Annotated in this window: 14 protein-coding genes; 9 read left to right on the top strand and 5 right to left on the bottom strand. The window is 55.9% G+C overall.

Annotation, left to right across the window (positions count from 1 at the left end; genetic code table 11):
• The first annotated feature begins 2 nt into the window (after window positions 1-2).
• Together WA429_RS05025 and WA429_RS05020 are read left to right on the top strand one after the other, a co-directional pair.
• On the top strand, window positions 3-2,402 hold the full coding sequence (locus tag WA429_RS05025; protein ID WP_287465819.1) for a TonB-dependent receptor: 2,400 nt from the start codon (window positions 3-5) through the stop codon (window positions 2,400-2,402).
• 79 nt (window positions 2,403-2,481) lie between these two features.
• Entirely contained in the window at window positions 2,482-2,892 is a 411-nt protein-coding gene (locus tag WA429_RS05020; protein ID WP_287465821.1) for a hypothetical protein, read from the top strand.
• Window positions 2,893-2,927: 35 nt separating this feature from the next.
• Here WA429_RS05020 and fhuB read toward each other — a convergent pair whose 3' ends face one another.
• From fhuB to WA429_RS05000, 4 genes are read right to left on the bottom strand one after another with little or no spacing between them, the layout of a single operon-like run.
• On the bottom strand, window positions 2,928-4,913 hold the full coding sequence (fhuB, locus tag WA429_RS05015; protein ID WP_287465823.1) for a Fe(3+)-hydroxamate ABC transporter permease FhuB: 1,986 nt from the start codon (window positions 4,911-4,913) through the stop codon (window positions 2,928-2,930).
• Window positions 4,910-5,845, bottom strand: a complete 936-nt coding sequence (locus WA429_RS05010) for an ABC transporter substrate-binding protein (RefSeq protein WP_287465824.1) — start codon at window positions 5,843-5,845, stop codon at window positions 4,910-4,912. The genes fhuB and WA429_RS05010 overlap by 4 nt, the downstream gene beginning before the upstream one ends.
• Before the next feature lie 3 nt (window positions 5,846-5,848).
• Window positions 5,849-6,796, bottom strand: a complete 948-nt coding sequence (locus WA429_RS05005; RefSeq protein WP_287465825.1) for an iron-siderophore ABC transporter substrate-binding protein — start codon at window positions 6,794-6,796, stop codon at window positions 5,849-5,851.
• Between the two features lie 53 nt (window positions 6,797-6,849).
• On the bottom strand, window positions 6,850-7,626 hold the full coding sequence (locus WA429_RS05000; protein WP_228194149.1) for an ABC transporter ATP-binding protein: 777 nt from the start codon (window positions 7,624-7,626) through the stop codon (window positions 6,850-6,852).
• Between the two features lie 299 nt (window positions 7,627-7,925).
• On the opposite strand from WA429_RS05000, the gene WA429_RS04995 reads away from it, so the two are divergent.
• Window positions 7,926-8,837 carry an SMP-30/gluconolactonase/LRE family protein gene (locus WA429_RS04995; RefSeq protein WP_287465827.1) on the top strand — a complete coding sequence of 304 codons (912 nt, stop codon included), beginning with the start codon at window positions 7,926-7,928 and terminating at the stop codon, window positions 8,835-8,837.
• A gap of 24 nt (window positions 8,838-8,861) precedes the next feature.
• Here WA429_RS04995 and WA429_RS04990 read toward each other — a convergent pair whose 3' ends face one another.
• Entirely contained in the window at window positions 8,862-10,076 is a 1,215-nt protein-coding gene (locus WA429_RS04990; RefSeq protein ID WP_228194147.1) for an ROK family transcriptional regulator, read from the bottom strand.
• Window positions 10,077-10,204: 128 nt separating this feature from the next.
• Between WA429_RS04990 and WA429_RS04985 the strand changes: the two genes are divergently transcribed.
• The 6 genes from WA429_RS04985 (at window position 10,205) to WA429_RS04960 (ending at window position 17,116) form a co-directional block, all read left to right on the top strand.
• Window positions 10,205-11,443, top strand: a complete 1,239-nt coding sequence (locus WA429_RS04985; protein WP_068517948.1) for an extracellular solute-binding protein — start codon at window positions 10,205-10,207, stop codon at window positions 11,441-11,443.
• 92 nt (window positions 11,444-11,535) lie between these two features.
• Window positions 11,536-12,420 (top strand): carbohydrate ABC transporter permease, encoded by an 885-nt coding sequence (locus WA429_RS04980; RefSeq protein WP_068517949.1) that lies wholly within the window; start codon window positions 11,536-11,538, stop codon window positions 12,418-12,420.
• 2 nt (window positions 12,421-12,422) lie between these two features.
• Window positions 12,423-13,271: a carbohydrate ABC transporter permease gene (locus WA429_RS04975; protein WP_068517950.1), complete on the top strand. Its 849-nt coding sequence runs from the start codon at window positions 12,423-12,425 to the stop codon at window positions 13,269-13,271.
• Between the two features lie 5 nt (window positions 13,272-13,276).
• Window positions 13,277-14,326 (top strand): carbohydrate kinase family protein, encoded by a 1,050-nt coding sequence (locus WA429_RS04970; RefSeq protein WP_287465830.1) that lies wholly within the window; start codon window positions 13,277-13,279, stop codon window positions 14,324-14,326.
• 1 nt (window position 14,327) lies between these two features.
• Entirely contained in the window at window positions 14,328-15,425 is a 1,098-nt protein-coding gene (locus WA429_RS04965; RefSeq protein WP_287465831.1) for an ABC transporter ATP-binding protein, read from the top strand.
• Between the two features lie 122 nt (window positions 15,426-15,547).
• Complete coding sequence (locus WA429_RS04960) at window positions 15,548-17,116, top strand: YbaY family lipoprotein (RefSeq protein WP_250284260.1); 1,569 nt, start codon at window positions 15,548-15,550, stop codon at window positions 17,114-17,116.
• Window positions 17,117-17,298: the final 182 nt, after the last annotated feature.

Here is a 17,298-nt window from a genome sequence, read left to right as displayed (position 1 = left end):
GAATGTCGCGTCTTTGGGGAACCACGGCACTTGTCGCGACCTTGATGATGGCAACCGTGCCGATGGCATCGGCACAGGAAGGCACAACAACACCGCAACAGATCACGATTTCGGCGGGCGATCTGCGCGGCGCGCTTGATCAGCTGGCCGATCAGTTTGGTCTGCAACTGATTGTTCAGGGTGATCTTTCGGGCATGAGCAGCGGCGATGTATCCGCAACGCTTGACGCGCGTGATGCCTTGCAATTGCTGCTTACCGGAACCGGGTATCAGTTTGAATTCGTCACCGATGACAGTGTGCGTATCGCACCGGCAAGTTCGGGCGCGCTTGAAAATGGCGGTACCACGGTCCTGCCCGAAGTGGTGGTCAGTGCCACCCGTTCGCGCCGGTCGATCAAATCCATGTCGCCATCGGTTGTGGTGATCGGTCGGGATCAGATCGAAACCCAGATGGCCAAAAGCAGCGACATCACCAATGTCATCCGCAACACGGTGCCGGGTTTCATGTTTGATGATCAAAGCCTGATTTCCAGCACGGAAACCTTCCGCGGGCGTGATGTCCAGGTGCTGGTTGACGGGGTATCGCGCAACACGCCGCTCCGAAATACCAGCCGTATCCTGTCAATGATCGATATCGCCCAGGTCGAAAGCATCGAAGTCATTCCGGGGTCAAACGCGCTGAACGGGGATGGCGCGACCGGGGCGACCATCAACATCATCACCAAAACCGGCGAAGTCGGAAATAACAGCTTTGTCGTTGACGGGCATGTCACCAGCTATACCGACGATATTGATGACAGTTTTTCGCCGTCGCTGACATTGTCGGGCAGTGGGGGTGTCGGTGCGGTCGATCTTGCCGCAAGCGTCACCGCATCGAAATCGGGTGATGCCTTTGACGGTTATGGCAATCAGGTGCCGTCGGATGCGATGCTGGGGCAGGGCGGTTTTGACAATGCCGAAGACCTCAACCTGTTTGGCAAGGCGGGGCTGACCGTTGCCGAGGGTCATCGACTGTTTCTGTCGTCCGAAGTCGTCCGGTTTCGTCAGGATATCGAATATTATCCCGACCTGACCACCGATCCGGTCTCGGTGGATTATGACAATCCCTATCTTGCCCAGCCGCTGGAAGATGAAAGCCAGTATTTCACCGGCGGATATGAATATGATTTCGGCAAGATCGGGACCGGCGACCTTAAACTGTTTTACAATGACAGCTACAAACAGGCCGCACGCGCCGATTACCATGCCAGCTACAATCCGGCACTGGTGGCACTTGCCAATAGTGGTGCTGTCGAAGACCCGCTGGGCCAATCGGTAATTGATACGGTCAAATATGGTGTGAAGCTTTCGACCGATACCAGCCTTGATCCGGTGTATGACGGCCTGACCCTGACCTGGGGTGGGGATTTGACCCATGATGACATCAAATACCGCACGATCAGTGGCCGCGATATCGGCGCACCGATGGAACAGGATGGCAAGGCTGTCTTTGCCCAACTCAGCGCGCCGGTTACGCAGTTTGTCGATCTGTCGGGCGGGGTGCGTTATGAAAAATATGATCTGAAGGTCAAGGATTTCCTGCGTCCGAATTATATGCGCTATAACGCCGGTGTCGGTCAGGCGATCCTTGCCGCTGCGCAATATACCGGTGGCAACACGACCTATAGTGCGGTGACCTATAACGCATCGGCGGTGGTGCACTGGACCGACCGGATCGATACGTCACTTAGTTATAGCGAAGGTTTCTCTGTTCCCGATGTGGGGGCCTATACCCGCCGTGCCGGTTTCAACGGCGTGCCGATGAATTTCAGCGCCCTTGACGTCGAAGCATCCAAGGTCAAGACCTATGAACTGGCAGCACGCTATAACGGGCCCGATTTCCGCACGACCGGTGCCGTTTACATGAGCACCAATGAACGCGGCGATACGTTCGATGCCTCCACCAATGCGCTTAGCCAGCAAAAGGAACGCATCATCGGTGCCGAACTGACCGGCGAATATGATGTGACCGAGGATACCTATGTCGGGGCCCTGGCATCCTATGTCGAAGGTCGTTACGACAGTAACAAGAATGGCGATCTTGACAGCTGGTTGCCCAATAACCGCATCCCGTCCCCGTTCCGGTTTACCGGCTATGTCGACAGCTATGTCTGGGGCGATCTCAATATGCGTTTTGACGGCACCTATACTGCGCCACGCACCAAGATCGACAACAAGAAAGTCAAATCCAGTCTGGTTTTCAATCTTATGGGCAATTACCCGGTGCTTGGCGGCACGGCGCGCTTCGGGGTCGAGAACATCTTTGATGCCAGCTATGAAAACCCGGCGGCATCGGCCCTTCGCGGGTATTCGGTTGCCGGGCACGGACGCACAGTGACCATCGGTTTCCGGCGCGAATTCTGATCGCGACCGGTTACGGCAAAATTTGACCTTTACGGCCTGGCGGGATACCCGCCGGGCCCTTTGCACAAGGAGACCGGCGATGTTTCGTTCAAGCCAGCCCGCAGCCGACATCGTGCTGTTTGAAATGGTTGACCGTCAAAGTGATGCGGACGGGCAATCCTATCTGGCAGCCTTGCACGACCTTGCCCGGCGTCAGGACCCGGCGATCCTGATCCTGCGGGTTGCCGGCATGACGGAACAGGATCACGAAACCCGCAAACAGGCGGCTGCCTGGTTCAAGGAAAATCGCGACCGGCTTGGCATGTTCGCCAAGGGTCTTATTCGCGTCGATGAAGGCCATGACCATGGCGACGGGCATCTGCATGTTGATGATGCCCATGACGTCGAAAACAGCAACTTTGCCCGCATGCTGCCATTCCCGGTCAAACATGTGACAAGCCTTGATCAGGCATTTGCACTGGCGCAAAACTGGCCGCTTAAACCCGGTTGATATAGCACGTTCCGATGCGTGTGATATCGCGGTGATTATCGTTTGCGCACAGCCAGAATCATGAAATAGCTGGTTCCGATCAGGGCCGCGATCAGTCCGGTCGGAAGCTGTGCCGGATAAATCAGGTTACGGGCCAGCCATTCGGCCACCATCATCACATTGACCCCGATCAGGACCGCACCCAGCAAATGCCCGCCCGCCAGCCGATAGCCGGCAACACGGGCCAGATGCGGGGCCATCAGCCCGACAAAACTCAGCGGTCCGACAAGCAGGGTGGCACTGGCCGCAAGGATTGCCGCCAGCAGCATCATGGCAAACTGGAACCCCGAAATGCCAAGCCCCAGCGAAACCGACTGATCGGTGCCAAGGGACGCCAGTTCAAGCGGACGGCGAAGGGCAATGGCAACAATCAGCAACGCCGCCGTTACCCCGGCAACGATCATGACCTCGTTCATATTGGTGAAATAGGTCGTCCCGGCCAGCCATGACATCAGCATGGTGGTCTGGGTGCCGCTGCGGGTCAGCACAATGCGCACGATCGCCCCCAGAATGGCGGTCAGCGCCAAACCGTTCAGCAACATGTAATGCGGTGCATGGGTAAATTTGCGACACAGAACAAGCAGCACCAGCAACGATACAATTCCGCCGGCCGCCCCGATCACCATCAATTCGGCACGCTGTGCGAAGCCGAAAATCGCAAGTGCGATGATCATGGCAAGGGCGGTGGCCGAACTGACCCCGGTGATTTCCGGACTGGCCAACGGGTTGCGCCCGACCCGCTGAATAAGCGTGCCCGAAACCGCAAGTGCGGCCCCGCAAATCATCGCGGCAAAGGTACGTTCCGAACGGCCCAGCAGAATGTCGTAACTGTCACCATCAAGACCAAGCACCGCAAAGCCGTTGCCATCAAGCGAAATGAACAGCGAGAAACCGATACCCAGAACAAGCGTGATGCCCAGAATGATCGACAGGCCCAGCTTGGAAACGATTTCCTGATCGCTGTGCTGGTCTTCGCTTTGGGTGCCGGGCATGATCCGTGCCTTGCGCAGGATCAGGATGATGAACGGTGCCCCGAACAGCGCGGTCGCAGCCCCGGTCGGCAACACATCCCCGCCAAGACCGTTAAACTGTCGCACGATGAAATCAATGATCATCAGCACAAACCCGCCGGTCAGCACCGAATAGATCATAAGATCACGTGACCGGGTCAGTCCTGCGATCCGCAGGGCGGCGGGCACGGCAAGACCGACAAAACCGATCAAACCGGCAGCAGAAATCACCGATGCGGTGATGAAAACCGCAAAACCAAGGATCAGCAACCGCAACACCGTGACCTTGGCCCCCAGTGAATTGGCGGTGTCATCGCCCAGTGCCAGCAGATCAAGCGGCCGCGACAGGGCCAGCACCGCAATCATGCCAATGATTACGCGCGGCAGGATAAATTGCGTGGTTTCCCAGCCATTCTGGGCCAGATCACCCGCCCCCCACATGAAGACCGATTGCAGATATTGTTCGTTAAACAGCAACACGATCTGGGATGCGGACTGCAACAGCAGATTGACAATCATGCCCGCCAGAATAAGCCACAGCGTCGCATTGCCGCGTTTTGATGCAATCAGATAGACCGCGCCAAGCGCAATCATCCCGCCCGCCAGGGCAAAGGCTTCTTGAAAGACGGCCATTGATGCCGGCGCGACAAGCAGGAAAATGGTCAGGGCAAATTCAACACCGGCCCCGACGCCAAGTGTCGTCGGCGATGCCAGCGGGTTGCGCAGAACAGTCTGGATCGCCGCCCCGGCGAGAGCCAGACCCGCCCCGCACAGAAACGCCATCACAAGGCGGGGCAGGGTACTGTAATGAAACAGGATCTGGTCAAAGTCGGTTTCATCGGGGCTGAACATGACCTGCGTTGCCAGTCCCTTTTGCAGGAGCGGCCAGAAATCAGCGATCAGGATACCAATACAGGACAGACCAAGCGCGACCAGCAAAGCAGCCGGAATGTTCGAACGGGTGTTGGTCATTGATGCGGGCCGTTCTCGATGCTTTCGGTCAGAAGTTTCGCAAAGCGAAGTGATGACGGAACCCCGCCATACATCCAGACAACCGGAAGCTCATAGACGCGATTGTTGCGCGTGAAATCCATGAATTTCCACATCGGGGATGCGAACATCTTGTCCAGAATGGCATCGGGCACCGGGTTGGTATAGACGACACTTTGCTTGGCATAAGGGGCAATCAGTTCAAGACCACCACGGGCAAAGCCCCATTTGTTGACTTCACCGTGAAAGGCCATCGGCACATTCATTGCGGCCATCACCGAACCGGGCAGGCTGGTGTCGCCAAACATGCCGATCGTGCTTTCATCAAAGAAATAGATGATATTAAGTTGCTGATCTGGGCCAAGGGCCGCACGGGTGCGTGCCCCATATTCGGCCAGTTTCGCATCGACATCGGCCAGATAGGCCGCACCTTCGGCTTCGCGGCCGGTGGCCTTGGCGATTTTGCCAAAAACTTCGCGTGCGGCCTGGAATGCCGGACGGTTTTCTTCAAACATCCGCAATTGCAAAACCGGCGCAATTTCCGACAGTTTCTCATAATTGATCCCGATATCGGGAATGGTAATGATCAGGTCGGGCTTTGCCGCGCGCAGGGCCTCAAGATTGGGCGATGATCGTTGCCCAAGATCAACAAATTCATCGGGCAATGCCGGTTCTTCGACCCATTCGACATAATCAACCGGATCTGCAACCGCCACCGGATCAAGACCAAGCGCAATCACGGTTTCGGTAAAGGCCCAGTTGATGGTGGCAACGCGCTTTGCCGGCCCCGGCAGTTCAAGCGTTCCGCGTTCATGTTCAATGCGGATCGGATCGGCATGGGCCGATGTCGCACTTACGACGCAAAATGTTGCGGTGATCAAAATCCCGCCCAGAACAGTACGCAACAAAGCCATGGTTTATGATCCGCTTGCGGTGGTCGGGGTGCCGGTTACGGCATCGGCCAGCAGTTCGGCAAAGCGTGCGGCTGACAGGACCCCGCCAAAGGTCCAGCTTGATGGCACGGTATAAACATGACCATTGCGTGCAAACGGCATCGCCTTCCAGATCGCGGTGTCAAACAGGCGACTTTGGACCGTCGGGGCAATCGGTTCGACATAGGCAAAATGAACATCGCCAAGTTTCGCCAGATCGGAAACATCGCCGTTATGGAATGCCCAACCATTGACCTCGCCATCCCAGGCATTGGCAAATCCCATCCGTGCCAGAACCGACCCGAACAGTGATGTGGTGCCGTGAATGCGGAAATGGGCTTCGTCAAGGATGCGGACAACGGCGAATTTGGCATCATTGCCGACCTTGTCGCGGATGCGTTTGGCCGCGGCATCAATCCGGGCATTGACCGAGGTGATGACTTCTTCGGCCTTCTCGGATTTGCCCGTCAGCTTGCCAATATTGCGCAGCAGTGTTTCGGCCCGGTCAATGGCGGGTTCGCTGCTTCCGGTATTATAGATCGAATAGACCAGTGTTGGCGCAATGGCCGAAAGCTTGTCATAGGCCATCGCCACATCGGCACTGATGACAATGGCGTCTGGTTTGGCTTCGCGCAGGGCTTCGAAATTGGGTTCGCGCCGGGTGCCAAGATCGGCAAATTCGGCCGGAAGTTCCGGTTCAACCACCCACACGCGATAGCCGTCCGCTTCGGGAACGGCAACCGGATCAATGCCCAGTGCCAGGAAACTTTCGGTCAGCGCCCAGTTTGATCCGGCAAAACGGGTCGGCGTGGTGTCAAAGGTGACGTCGCCCATTTCATGGGTCATGGTCTGGGCGATGGCGCCCATCGATGACATGGCGGCAATCGTTACAAGAAAGCTTGCCGCAAACTTGCAAATCAGACGGGTGCGCATATGAATGTTCCTGATCCCTGTTGGCTGATCCGTAACCCTGTCGTCACAGCGCACTAGGCGACATAACTGACGAAACGGTCATGGTCCGGCAGATGGATGACATCAATGTCGGTTTGGAAAATGTCGCGAAGTGTTTCGCCCTGCATGAAATCGCGTGCGTTGCCCTGCCAGCAGGTCCGCCCGCCGCGCAATGCGACGATGTGATCGGCGAAACGCCCGACCATGTCGATATCATGCAAAACGGCAATCACGGTCAGATTGTTCTGATCTTTCAGATTGGCGACCAGTCGCAGAATGTCGCGCTGATGGCCGACATCAAGGGCCGATGTCGGTTCGTCCAGCAACAGCACCGGCGCATCCTGTGCAAGCAGCATGGCAAGCCACACACGCTGGCGTTCGCCGCCCGACAGGCTTGCGACCAGACGGTCGGAAAAGCCGGTGACATGGGTCAGTTCCATCGCCTGATCAATCTTGGCATGGTCTTCGTCGCGGTAACGGCCAAATGCCCCGCGCCAGGGATAACGACCAAATGCCACCAGTTCGCGCACACTCAGATGCGGCGGCACCACCGGATTTTGCGGCAAATAGGCGACCTTGCGGGCAAAATCGCGCGTGCCGTGATCTTCAAGAACCGCGTCATCAAGGGTGATGGTGCCAGCATGCTTTTTGTTCTTGCGCGCCAGAAGCTTCAAAAGCGTACTTTTGCCCGATCCGTTATGGCCCACAATGGCGCTGAACGCACCGGTCGGAAAATTGACCGTAATGTCATCAAGCAGCGTTTTGGGATTTTTGCCGTCACTCTTGAAGATGACGTCTTTCAGATCGAACATGTGCTGAAAACTCGTAAAAACTGTAATCGGGACGAAGTCCTTGAACCTGCTGGCCGGGATATCGACCCGGGACGATTGAAAACAATCGCCCCAATGTGAGAATGCCTATCAATTACTTGCAGAAAATGCAACCGAGTTGCGATTGCATTTGTTCAAAATCTTCGCGGCAAATTAAATCATCATACAAAATGACTTTTCAGAAGTTGCCATTCCGGGTAGCAATATGGATCAGGTATTTCCGGTATGGGGGAAGGGCTTTGCAAACAGCCCGCCATTACCGGAACAAAGCGGAAAACCGCATGAAATATCAGGGAGAAACCATGGCCAACGTGAAAACCGTCTTGCCAAACCTGCGCTGCACGCTGGGCGAAGGCCCGCATTGGGATGCCAAGGATGGCGTGCTGTACTGGGTGGATATTGTCGGAAAGACCGCCTTTGCCCTGCGTCCAAGTGATGGTGCGTCGCGCAGCTGGACATTCGATCAGCCGGTTGCGGCAATTGTCCCGCGCGAAAATGACGGGCTTCTGGTTGCCCTTGCCGATGGTTTGGCGTTTCTTGATGCCGAAAGCGGGGAAACAACGCCCTTTGTCGCGCCAGATCGCGACCATGCGGGCAACCGGTCCAATGAAAGCCGGGTGGACCCCGCGGGGCGGTTCTGGCACGGCACCATGCAAAACAATATCGGCCCGAATGGCGAAGACCTTCCTGTGACGGTTTCGACCGGGACACTCAACCGGGTGGGGCCGGACGGGGAAACAACCCGTTTCCTGTCTGATATCGGGATTTCCAATACGCTGCTTTGGTCGGCCGACGGCAAGAAGATGTTCTTTGGTGACACCATCAAGGATACGCTCAATGTCTATGACTATGACATGGCGACCGGGGTTCCAAGCAATCCGCGCGTATTCTTTGGCCCGCAGGATCGCGGTAATATGGACGGATCAGCGATGGATGCCGATGGCTATATCTGGAATGCGCGCTGGGGCGGCAGTTGCCTGATCCGCTTTGCCCCGGATGGCAGTATCGACCAGATCATTGATCTTCCGGTGACCCAGCCGACCAGTTGCGTGTTTGGTGGCCCGGACCTTAAGACGCTTTATATTACCTCGGCCTCGGTTGGGCTCGATGGCAATGACAACGAACTGGAAGGCGCGCTGTTATCGATCCGCACAGATGTCGCCGGTCAGCCCTGCACGCGATTTGCCGGATAGGGGCCGCGACGTTTCCCTGCTAACTCATCCTTTGGCATCCCGGATTTTCAGCATGTTCTGAAAGTCCGGGACCAGTTCATGATAAATCGGCAAGGCCGCAGCACCCATTGCCGCGGACAGCAGGTTGCCGACGCCTGCCTGCACCGGAAGTGCATTGCCAAGCGGGGTGCGACTGCCCGCAGTTTCAAGACGGCCAAGCTCGTCAAGTAACGCATCAAGGATTGACGCGGGCAACAAACCGCCCAGCATGACTGCCTGTGGATCAAGCATGCTGCCAAGGATTTGCACCGCCGTTGCCAGATGCGGCGCGGCCTGTTTGATCCAGCGTTTGACCGGTTCATCATCGGGTGACAGCTGTGCCAGACGATTAAGTGTCGTGTCATTCAAAAGCGCGTCGCGATCGGCCGCATCAAATTCATCATACAGCGCCAAAAGCGACACATAACGTTCAAGGCATCCCTTGCGTCCGCACGGGCAATCGCGCCCATGGGGTTCGACCGGCAAATGGCCGATCTCACCAGCCGCCCCGTTGGTGCCGTGAATGATCTGGTTGTCCATGAACAGACCGGCACCCAAGCCATAGCCGATAAAGACATAGACGAAATTTTCCAGTGTTCTGGCATTGCCATACAGCTTTTCGGAAATCGCGGCGGCATCGGCGTCATTTTCGGCAAATACCGGACAATCGATCTTTTCTGACATGGCGGCAACAATATCGAAATTTTCCCAGCCCGGGGCGATGCCGGTCGGGCCGGCAATGCCGACGGGCCCCGGCATCGCAATGCCGATCCCGATATTGCGTGCCGGATCAAGTCCGCAATCGGCAATGATTTTGCGGGTTGCCTCAATCAGCAATTCGACCGCGCGTTCGGGATTGGGATGGTTGAATTGCTGGCTGATGCGCGCACGTTCCTCGCCCAGAAGATTGACCAGTACGGCGTCAAACTGCGTTCCGGTCAGCTGAAATCCGATGGCATAACCGCCATCCGGGTTCAGGCGATAGGGGCGGGCAGGCTGACCACGTTTTTGACGAATCGGTTCGCCAGCCAGAAGAAGTCCCGTTTCTTCGAGTTCCCCGACCAGGTTCGAAATCGTCTGGGCCGACAGATTGGTGATGCGCGTAATATCTGCCCGTGACAATCCGTCATGGCGTCTGACCGCGTCCAACACCGCACGTCTGTTGTGATTCTTGGCGTGTAAAAGGTTGGTTCCCGTGACGCTCTTTGGTTGTTTTTTCATCTTTGCCATTGCCGCCCATTTTCTTTTGACTTATTAATTACATCAAATTGAATTAATAATAAAGCCTGTCCTCAATCAGGCTTGTCGTCTATCCAAGTCGTATCCTATGTATCAGGGAGATATAAATCATGAATATCAAGAATATCATGACGGGTGCTGCGATCGGCGTGCTGGCCGCATCGGGTGCCGCGCATGCTGATGTGACCCTCAATGCGCTGTTCATGGCGCAGGCTGCCTATAGCGAAGATGACATTCGCAACATGACGGCCGAGTTCGAAGCCGCCAATCCCGGCATCAAGGTCAATGCCGAACTGGTTCCGTACGAAGCCCTGCATGACAAGATCGTGCTGTCGCAAAGTGCCAATGGCTATGACGTTGTGCTGTATGACGTGATCTGGCCGGCGGAATTTGCGCAATATCAGCTGCTTGAAGATGTCACGTCACGCATCGATGACAAAACCCGGTCGGGCATTCTCGACGGTGCCTGGACCACGGTGGAATATGATGGTGCGCTGTATGGCATGCCATGGATCGCCGATACCAAGTTCCTGTTCTATAACAAGGACATGCTCAAAGCTGCCGGTTTTGACAATCCGCCTGCAACCTGGGAAGAACTGCGCGCACAGGCCGCAGCCATCAAGGAAAAGGGCATTGTCGACTATCCGCTGGTCTGGTCCTGGTCGCAGTCCGAAGCCGCCATTTGTGATTACACCACCATCCTTTCGGGCATGGGCGGTGAATTCCTTGATGCCGATGGCAAACCGGCCTTCAATACCGGTGGCGGTCTCAAGGCGCTTGAATATATGGTTGGCACCCTTGATGACGGCCTGACCAACCCGAATTCCCGTGAATATCTTGAAGAAGACGTTCGTCGCGTATTCTCCAGCGGTCAGGCGGCTTTCGCACTGAACTGGGGCTATATGTATAATCTTGCCAATGACCCGGCCGAAAGCCAGGTTGCCGGCAAGGTCGGCATTGCACCGGCACCGGGGACTGATGGTGTTTCGAAGGCATCGGCTGTCAACGGTTCGATGGGGCTTGGGATCCCGACCAAAAGCGGTCACAAGGAAGAAGCCTGGAAATATATTCAGTTCCTGACCTCGCAGAATGTGCAGGATAAATTTGCCAAGCTCAGCCTGCCGGTATGGGAAGCATCCTATTCCAACCCGGACGTGATCAAAGGCCAGGAACCGTTTGTCGAAGCGGCCAAAACCAGCCTTGCTGTCATGGCACCGCGCCCGACCATGGCATCCTATCAGGAAGCCTCATCGGTTCTGCAAGAAGCCCTTCAGAATGCGATGCTTGGTTCGGTCAAACCGGCTGATGCCCTGAATGACGCAGCCGAGACCATCTCGGACATGCAATAAGCGCGAAAGCGTCTTTTCGATCCAGAACCCGGACTTGTGTGATCCTCCTCCATACTTGTTCGGGTTCAAACTCCGGAGCCGAATGCACCGCTATGATTTCCTATCGTAAAACGGTGACGGCGTGGCTTTTACTGACCCCGATGATCGTGATCATCGTCGGGGTCAGTGGCTACCCGCTGATCAAGACGATCTATTACAGCCTGACCGGTGCGAAACTGATTGCGCCTGATGTCACCAGCATCTTTGTCGGCTTCGACAACTATGTGCGTGCGCTGTCTTCTTCCAAGTTTCTTGAAGCCATCTGGCACACCACCTATTTCGCCGTCATTTCCGTCGGGGCGGAAATGGTGATCGGTGTTCTGGTTGCGCTGTTGCTGAACGAAGCCTTTGCCGGGCGGACCCTGTTGCGCGCCATGCTGATTTTGCCGCTTGCGCTGCCGACGGTGGTCAACGCCATGATGTGGCGGCTGATCTATAACCCCGATTTCGGGGCGCTGAATGCGCTTCTGGTCCAGATCGGGATGCTTGATGCCTATCGCTCCTGGCTGGGGGACCCGGCAACCGCCCTTGATATGGTCATTCTTGCCGATGTCTGGAAAAACTTCCCGCTGGTGGCCCTGATTGCGCTGGCCGCTCTTCAGACCGTGCCCAAGGATTTATACGAGGCCGCCACCCTTGACGGGGCAGGGGTTTGGAACCGGTTTTGGCGCATCACCCTTCCGGCCATTCTGGGGCCGCTTAGCGTCGCACTGGTTTTGCGCACGATCGAGGCCTTCAAGGTCTTTGACATCATCTATGTCATGACCCGTGGTGGCCCGGCCAGCAGTACCAAGACCGTCAGTTTCTATGTCTATCAGGAAGCGTTTGCCTATATGCGCGTCGGTTCCGGGGCATCCTATGCGCTGATTGTTGTTTTGATCAGTGCCTGTCTGATTGCCGGATACATGTATCTGATCCGCAAGCAGGGAGAAGTGTGATTATGAAGGCATCCCTGACAAAAAAGATCTGCATCTATCTGGGGGCACTTGTTCTTGCCACCGTGATTGCGGTGCCGGTTTTGTGGCTGTTTATCATGAGCATCAGCTCATCCACCCATCTGACCACCTTGCCGCTGCAATGGTGGCCGGATGCGCCGACTTTTGAAAATTATCGCAATCTGTTGGTGTTTGCCGAAAACAGCCCGTCGGCCAGTTTCCTCTATGGCATTCGCAACAGCATCATCATTGCCTTTGCCGCGACCGGACTTTCGATCATTGCAGCCATTCCGGCGGCCTACAGCTTTTCGCGTTTGCCCGGACCGCGGCGCAAGAACCTGCTTTATGCGGTGATTGCGATCTTTATGTTGCCGCCTGTGGCAATCGTTTTGCCGCTTTATACGGTGATGAGTGCGCTTGGGCTTCTCAATACCCACTTTGCCCTGATCATTGTTTATTGCTCGATCCTGTTGCCCTTCACGACCTGGCTTCTCAAAAGCAACTTTGACACCATTCCGGGCGATCTTGACGAAGCCCCGATCATTGATGGTGCCAACCGGTTGCAGGCCATCTGGTATGTGATCCTGCCGATTGCCCGTCCGGCCCTTGGGGCGGCGGTGATGATGGCGGTGTTGCTGGCATGGGATGAATTTTTCTACGGGCTTTTGTTCACCAATGACATTCGGGCCAAAACCATCACCGTGGCGATTGCCGATCTGGCGGCCGGGCGTGTGGCGGATTACGGCCTGATTTCAGCAGCCGGAATTCTGGCGGCCGTACCCCCGGTCATTCTGGCCTTCTTCATGCAGAAAACCCTGGTGTCCGGACTTGCAAGCGGCAGTGTAAAGGGATGAATGCCATGACAAAATCATATCCGGGCATTCGTCCTGATCCGGCACGTCCGATCATATCGATTGGCACGATCAATGTGGATCAGTTGATGGGCCCCATCGCCCATTGGCCGCAACCGGGGACCGAGACCGTCTATCCCGATTATGAAATGCGGATCGGCGGGGGATGCGGTAATTTTGGTGCGGCTTTGATGGCGCTTGATGCCCATCAGCATATCGTCGTCAATGTCGGCAAGGACGCCATGGGCGACTGGCTGTGCGAACAGTTCGGACCGCTTGCCGATCACTGGCATCGCATCGATACCGTGACCTCGGTGACGTTCGGTCTGACCCATCCCGACAAGGAACGCACGTTCCTGTCAAACGAAGGGCACAGTTCGATCTTTGACGCGAAAATGGTGCGCGAAATGCTGTCGGGAACCCGGGTTGATGGTGCGATTGCACTGTTTGTCGGAACGTTTTTGATGCCCGGTCTGCTGCCTGATTGCGCCAGCCTGATGAAGGAACTTCATGACAGCAGCGCGATTGTTGCCCTTGATACCGCATGGCCGACCGGCGGATGGAGCGATGATGTCCAGACCCATCTTGAAAGCTGGTTGGGGTATGTGGATATCCTTCTGATCAATGATGCCGAGGCATCGGGCATTCTGGGCATTGCACAAACCGAATTTGCCCGCGATATAGAAACATATCTGGCCCGTATTGCCGATAAACTGCCATCCGATGCGATCATTGTGGTCAAACGCGGGGCAGCCGGGGCGACGGCTTTTGCCGGTGGCAAGATCCTGCATGTGCCCGTACCCGGACCGGTCGATGTTGTCGACACCGTGGGGGCAGGGGATTGCTTTAACGCGGGCTTTTTGATGGCGTTGCAGATGCAGGCCGCTTTGCCCGATGCATTGCGCGCCGGGATCGAAGTCGCCGGCAAGGCCATTGCCAGCAACCCGCGCAAATATCCCGAAATTTCCGATCTTTGCCCTGATGTCGCAGCGGTCCTGTCCGCGCCAGTGCCGACCGGCGAAGAAATCATGACATTCGACCAGGTGGAGAATAGCTGAAATGTCGTCTGTATCTTTGTTCAATGTCACAAAGTCGTTTGGCACAGCCGACATCATCAAGGGCGTGGATCTGTCGATCAGGGACGGGGAGCTTGTGGTTTTTGTCGGCCCGTCGGGCTGTGGCAAATCCACATTGCTGCGCATGATTTCCGGGCTTGAAGAAATCACCGCCGGTGAAATTCATCTGGGGGACAAGCGTGTCGATCATCTTCCGGCGTCTGATCGCGATATTGCCATGGTATTTCAATCCTATGCGCTTTATCCGCATATGACAGTCTCGGAAAATATCGGCTTCCCGCTTAAGATGGCGGGGTGGTCGAAATCCGATATCGATGCCAAGACCCGCGAAATCGGCGATGTTTTGCAATTGCTTCATCTGTTTGATCGCACCCCCAAACAGCTTTCTGGCGGACAGCGCCAGCGTGTTGCGATTGGCCGGGCTCTTGCGCGGAATCCCAAAATCATTTTGCTTGATGAACCGCTTTCAAATCTTGATGCGGCACTTCGCGTCGATATGCGGATGGAGCTTGCCCGTCTGCACCGCGAACTTGGGGCCACCATGATTTACGTCACCCATGATCAGGTCGAAGCCATGACCATGGCGGACCGGATTGTGGTGTTGCGTGACGGGATTGTCGAACAGGTGGGAACGCCGCTTGATCTTTATCTGCAACCGGCCAACCGGTTTGTTGCCGGATTTATCGGATCACCCAAGATGAATTTCTGGGATGCACGCAGTGACGAGAACGGGCGTGTTGTCATGCCATCGGGACTTGCGGTGGCAATGGGCGATCATGTTGCCGCCAACCGGTCCCTGACGGTGGGGGCGCGTCCCGAACATCTGGTTCTGTGCGACGAAGGCAATGCCGCATTAAAGGGCACGGTCTTGGCGGTCGAACATCTTGGATCGGATACGTTTGTTCAGCTTCATTGCGGGATTGGCGATCCGTCACAGATGGACGTCAATGTGCGTCTGGCGGGCATTGTCCGGGTTTCGATCGGCGATCAATTGGCCCTGACGATTGCCGATCAGGACAACTGGCATCTTTTTGATGGTGACGGCATTCGTCTTGATCCGCCTGCTGACAGGGCAGCCTGAACGCAAAACAGCAGCAAATAACGTGCCTTGCCCCTTTTTGGCCTTGGTTTTAGGTATTTTTGGCGGCAACATTGTGCGCATATAACTGCACAATCCAAAAAAACGAGCAAACTGGGGTCTCAATGAACTCAATATCGTCCGCGAAAATGTGGGTAAGGACGTTACTTGCCATTGGCATGGTCACGTTGTTATCGGCCTGTGCGGCATTTCAAACCAGCACGACCAGGGTCACCGGTTCGGTGACCTATCGCGAACGGATTGCGCTGTCGCCTGATAATGCGTTTCTGGTTGTCAGGCTGCGGGATGTATCGCGTGCCGATGCGCCGTCGGTTGAAATCGCATCCCTGCGTCAGCCGGTGTCAAACCCGCCGATGGTTTTTGTCCTGCCCTATGACGGATCGAAAATCGATCCGCGCATGACCTATGCGCTTGAAGCCGAAATCGTCAATTCCGACGGCGATACGCTGTTTCGCAATGATCAGGTCTATCGGGTGCTGACCGGTGATGCGCCAAGTGATGTGGAAATTACGGTGCGTCCGGTGTCACATACCCAGTCTGACGGGGCGCGCAAATTTGACGGTGCCGATACCGCGCGCGACATTGCCGCAATCGAAGCCCGCCTGCCATCCTTGCGGGTTATTCCCGGTCAGTATGTCGCATCCGATCATACCGTGACCTATAAGGCATATGTCTCGCCCGAAGGCGAACCGATGATGGTTGACGAGCATCGCGACCTTGGTGATTACGGCACCTCGGATGTGAAGCTTTATTACCGCAATGGTCAGCTGTTGCGGTTTTCGGAAAATGCCACGCGCGTCAATTATGACGGGGCGCAAAGCGACACGCCGCTGGAATACAGCTTGCAGCTTGATTTCGCGCAAGGCCGCTTTTCATCGGGGACCAAGACCGTCAATGGCGTGCAAAGCAATCCCGACGAACATGAAGTCAGCGGCGCCCTTGCCCAAAGCAAGGTGGCATTGAGCCGCATCGATGCGATGCTGGCCCAAATGAACAGCGATACCGCGAAGCTTGGCGGGTCCAAGGTCTTTGTCTGTGACGATCAAAGCCGTTTTTCGGTGACCTTCGAGCAGCGCATTGACCGCGCCACCGTCGAATTCCCTGGCCGCGAACCGTTATCGTTGGCCCGTATTCCGACCGGGTCGGGATATGGCTATGCCAATGATCTGTATGAACTGCGCGGCAAGGGCGAAGATGCGATCTGGCAAACCCCGTCTGGTGAAACCCATTGTGCCGTGTCTGCCGCACCGGTCGGCCTGGCATTGCCGCCGGGCAACTTTCCGGTGGTCAAGCTTGATGAGCTGAAATCGGCGGGCAAAGGTATCTGGACCGAATATTTCGCCGATCTGCAACCGGCGATTACGGCCTGCCTTGCGGAGAATCCGGGCGATCTGGTGTCGGTTCTCAAAGCTTGGCCGATGAACCACGGCATGGTCGGGGTGCGGACGGTGAATGGCAATGGCGGGCGTTATGACTGTCTGGTTCCGGCCGATGGCATGGGCACGGTTCATACCGAACTGGTGGAAACCACCACCAACATTCTACCGGGCGAGGACGAAGTGCGCTTTACCCCGGCCAGCAGTGCCTATCCCGACGGAAAATGTTTCAGCCATCAACGGCTTGAAGATGGCGCGGTCTTTCTGGGCTGGTTGTCAAAGGATTCCTGTTCATAGGAAATTGTGATCCAACTTGGTCGATCCCGACATTTCAAAAAGACGCTACGACATGCTCGTGCGTCTTTTTTTTGTTTGGCCATCAATGGCCTTCATCGCAAAGTAAAACTATTCTTATGAGTGACTTACAATAGGTTGGTACTGTATCTATATACACCCATAGGAACAATTTATCGCGAAAT

It is taken from the genome of Thalassospira sp. CH_XMU1420-2 (assembly GCF_037029325.1).
Classification (GTDB): Bacteria; Pseudomonadota; Alphaproteobacteria; order Rhodospirillales; family Thalassospiraceae; genus Thalassospira; species Thalassospira povalilytica.
This window is presented reverse-complemented; position numbering and strand designations above follow the sequence as displayed.

Coding starts and splice junctions, on each gene's coding strand:
- WA429_RS05025 (WP_287465819.1), top strand. CDS start 3: ATGTCGCGTCTTTGGGGAACCACGGCACTTGTCGCGACCTTGATGATG.
- WA429_RS05020 (WP_287465821.1), top strand. CDS start 2,482: ATGTTTCGTTCAAGCCAGCCCGCAGCCGACATCGTGCTGTTTGAAATG.
- fhuB (WP_287465823.1), bottom strand. CDS start 4,913: ATGACCAACACCCGTTCGAACATTCCGGCTGCTTTGCTGGTCGCGCTT.
- WA429_RS05010 (WP_287465824.1), bottom strand. CDS start 5,845: ATGGCTTTGTTGCGTACTGTTCTGGGCGGGATTTTGATCACCGCAACA.
- WA429_RS05005 (WP_287465825.1), bottom strand. CDS start 6,796: ATGCGCACCCGTCTGATTTGCAAGTTTGCGGCAAGCTTTCTTGTAACG.
- WA429_RS05000 (WP_228194149.1), bottom strand. CDS start 7,626: ATGTTCGATCTGAAAGACGTCATCTTCAAGAGTGACGGCAAAAATCCC.
- WA429_RS04995 (WP_287465827.1), top strand. CDS start 7,926: ATGAAATATCAGGGAGAAACCATGGCCAACGTGAAAACCGTCTTGCCA.
- WA429_RS04990 (WP_228194147.1), bottom strand. CDS start 10,076: ATGAAAAAACAACCAAAGAGCGTCACGGGAACCAACCTTTTACACGCC.
- WA429_RS04985 (WP_068517948.1), top strand. CDS start 10,205: ATGAATATCAAGAATATCATGACGGGTGCTGCGATCGGCGTGCTGGCC.
- WA429_RS04980 (WP_068517949.1), top strand. CDS start 11,536: ATGATTTCCTATCGTAAAACGGTGACGGCGTGGCTTTTACTGACCCCG.
- WA429_RS04975 (WP_068517950.1), top strand. CDS start 12,423: ATGAAGGCATCCCTGACAAAAAAGATCTGCATCTATCTGGGGGCACTT.
- WA429_RS04970 (WP_287465830.1), top strand. CDS start 13,277: ATGACAAAATCATATCCGGGCATTCGTCCTGATCCGGCACGTCCGATC.
- WA429_RS04965 (WP_287465831.1), top strand. CDS start 14,328: ATGTCGTCTGTATCTTTGTTCAATGTCACAAAGTCGTTTGGCACAGCC.
- WA429_RS04960 (WP_250284260.1), top strand. CDS start 15,548: ATGAACTCAATATCGTCCGCGAAAATGTGGGTAAGGACGTTACTTGCC.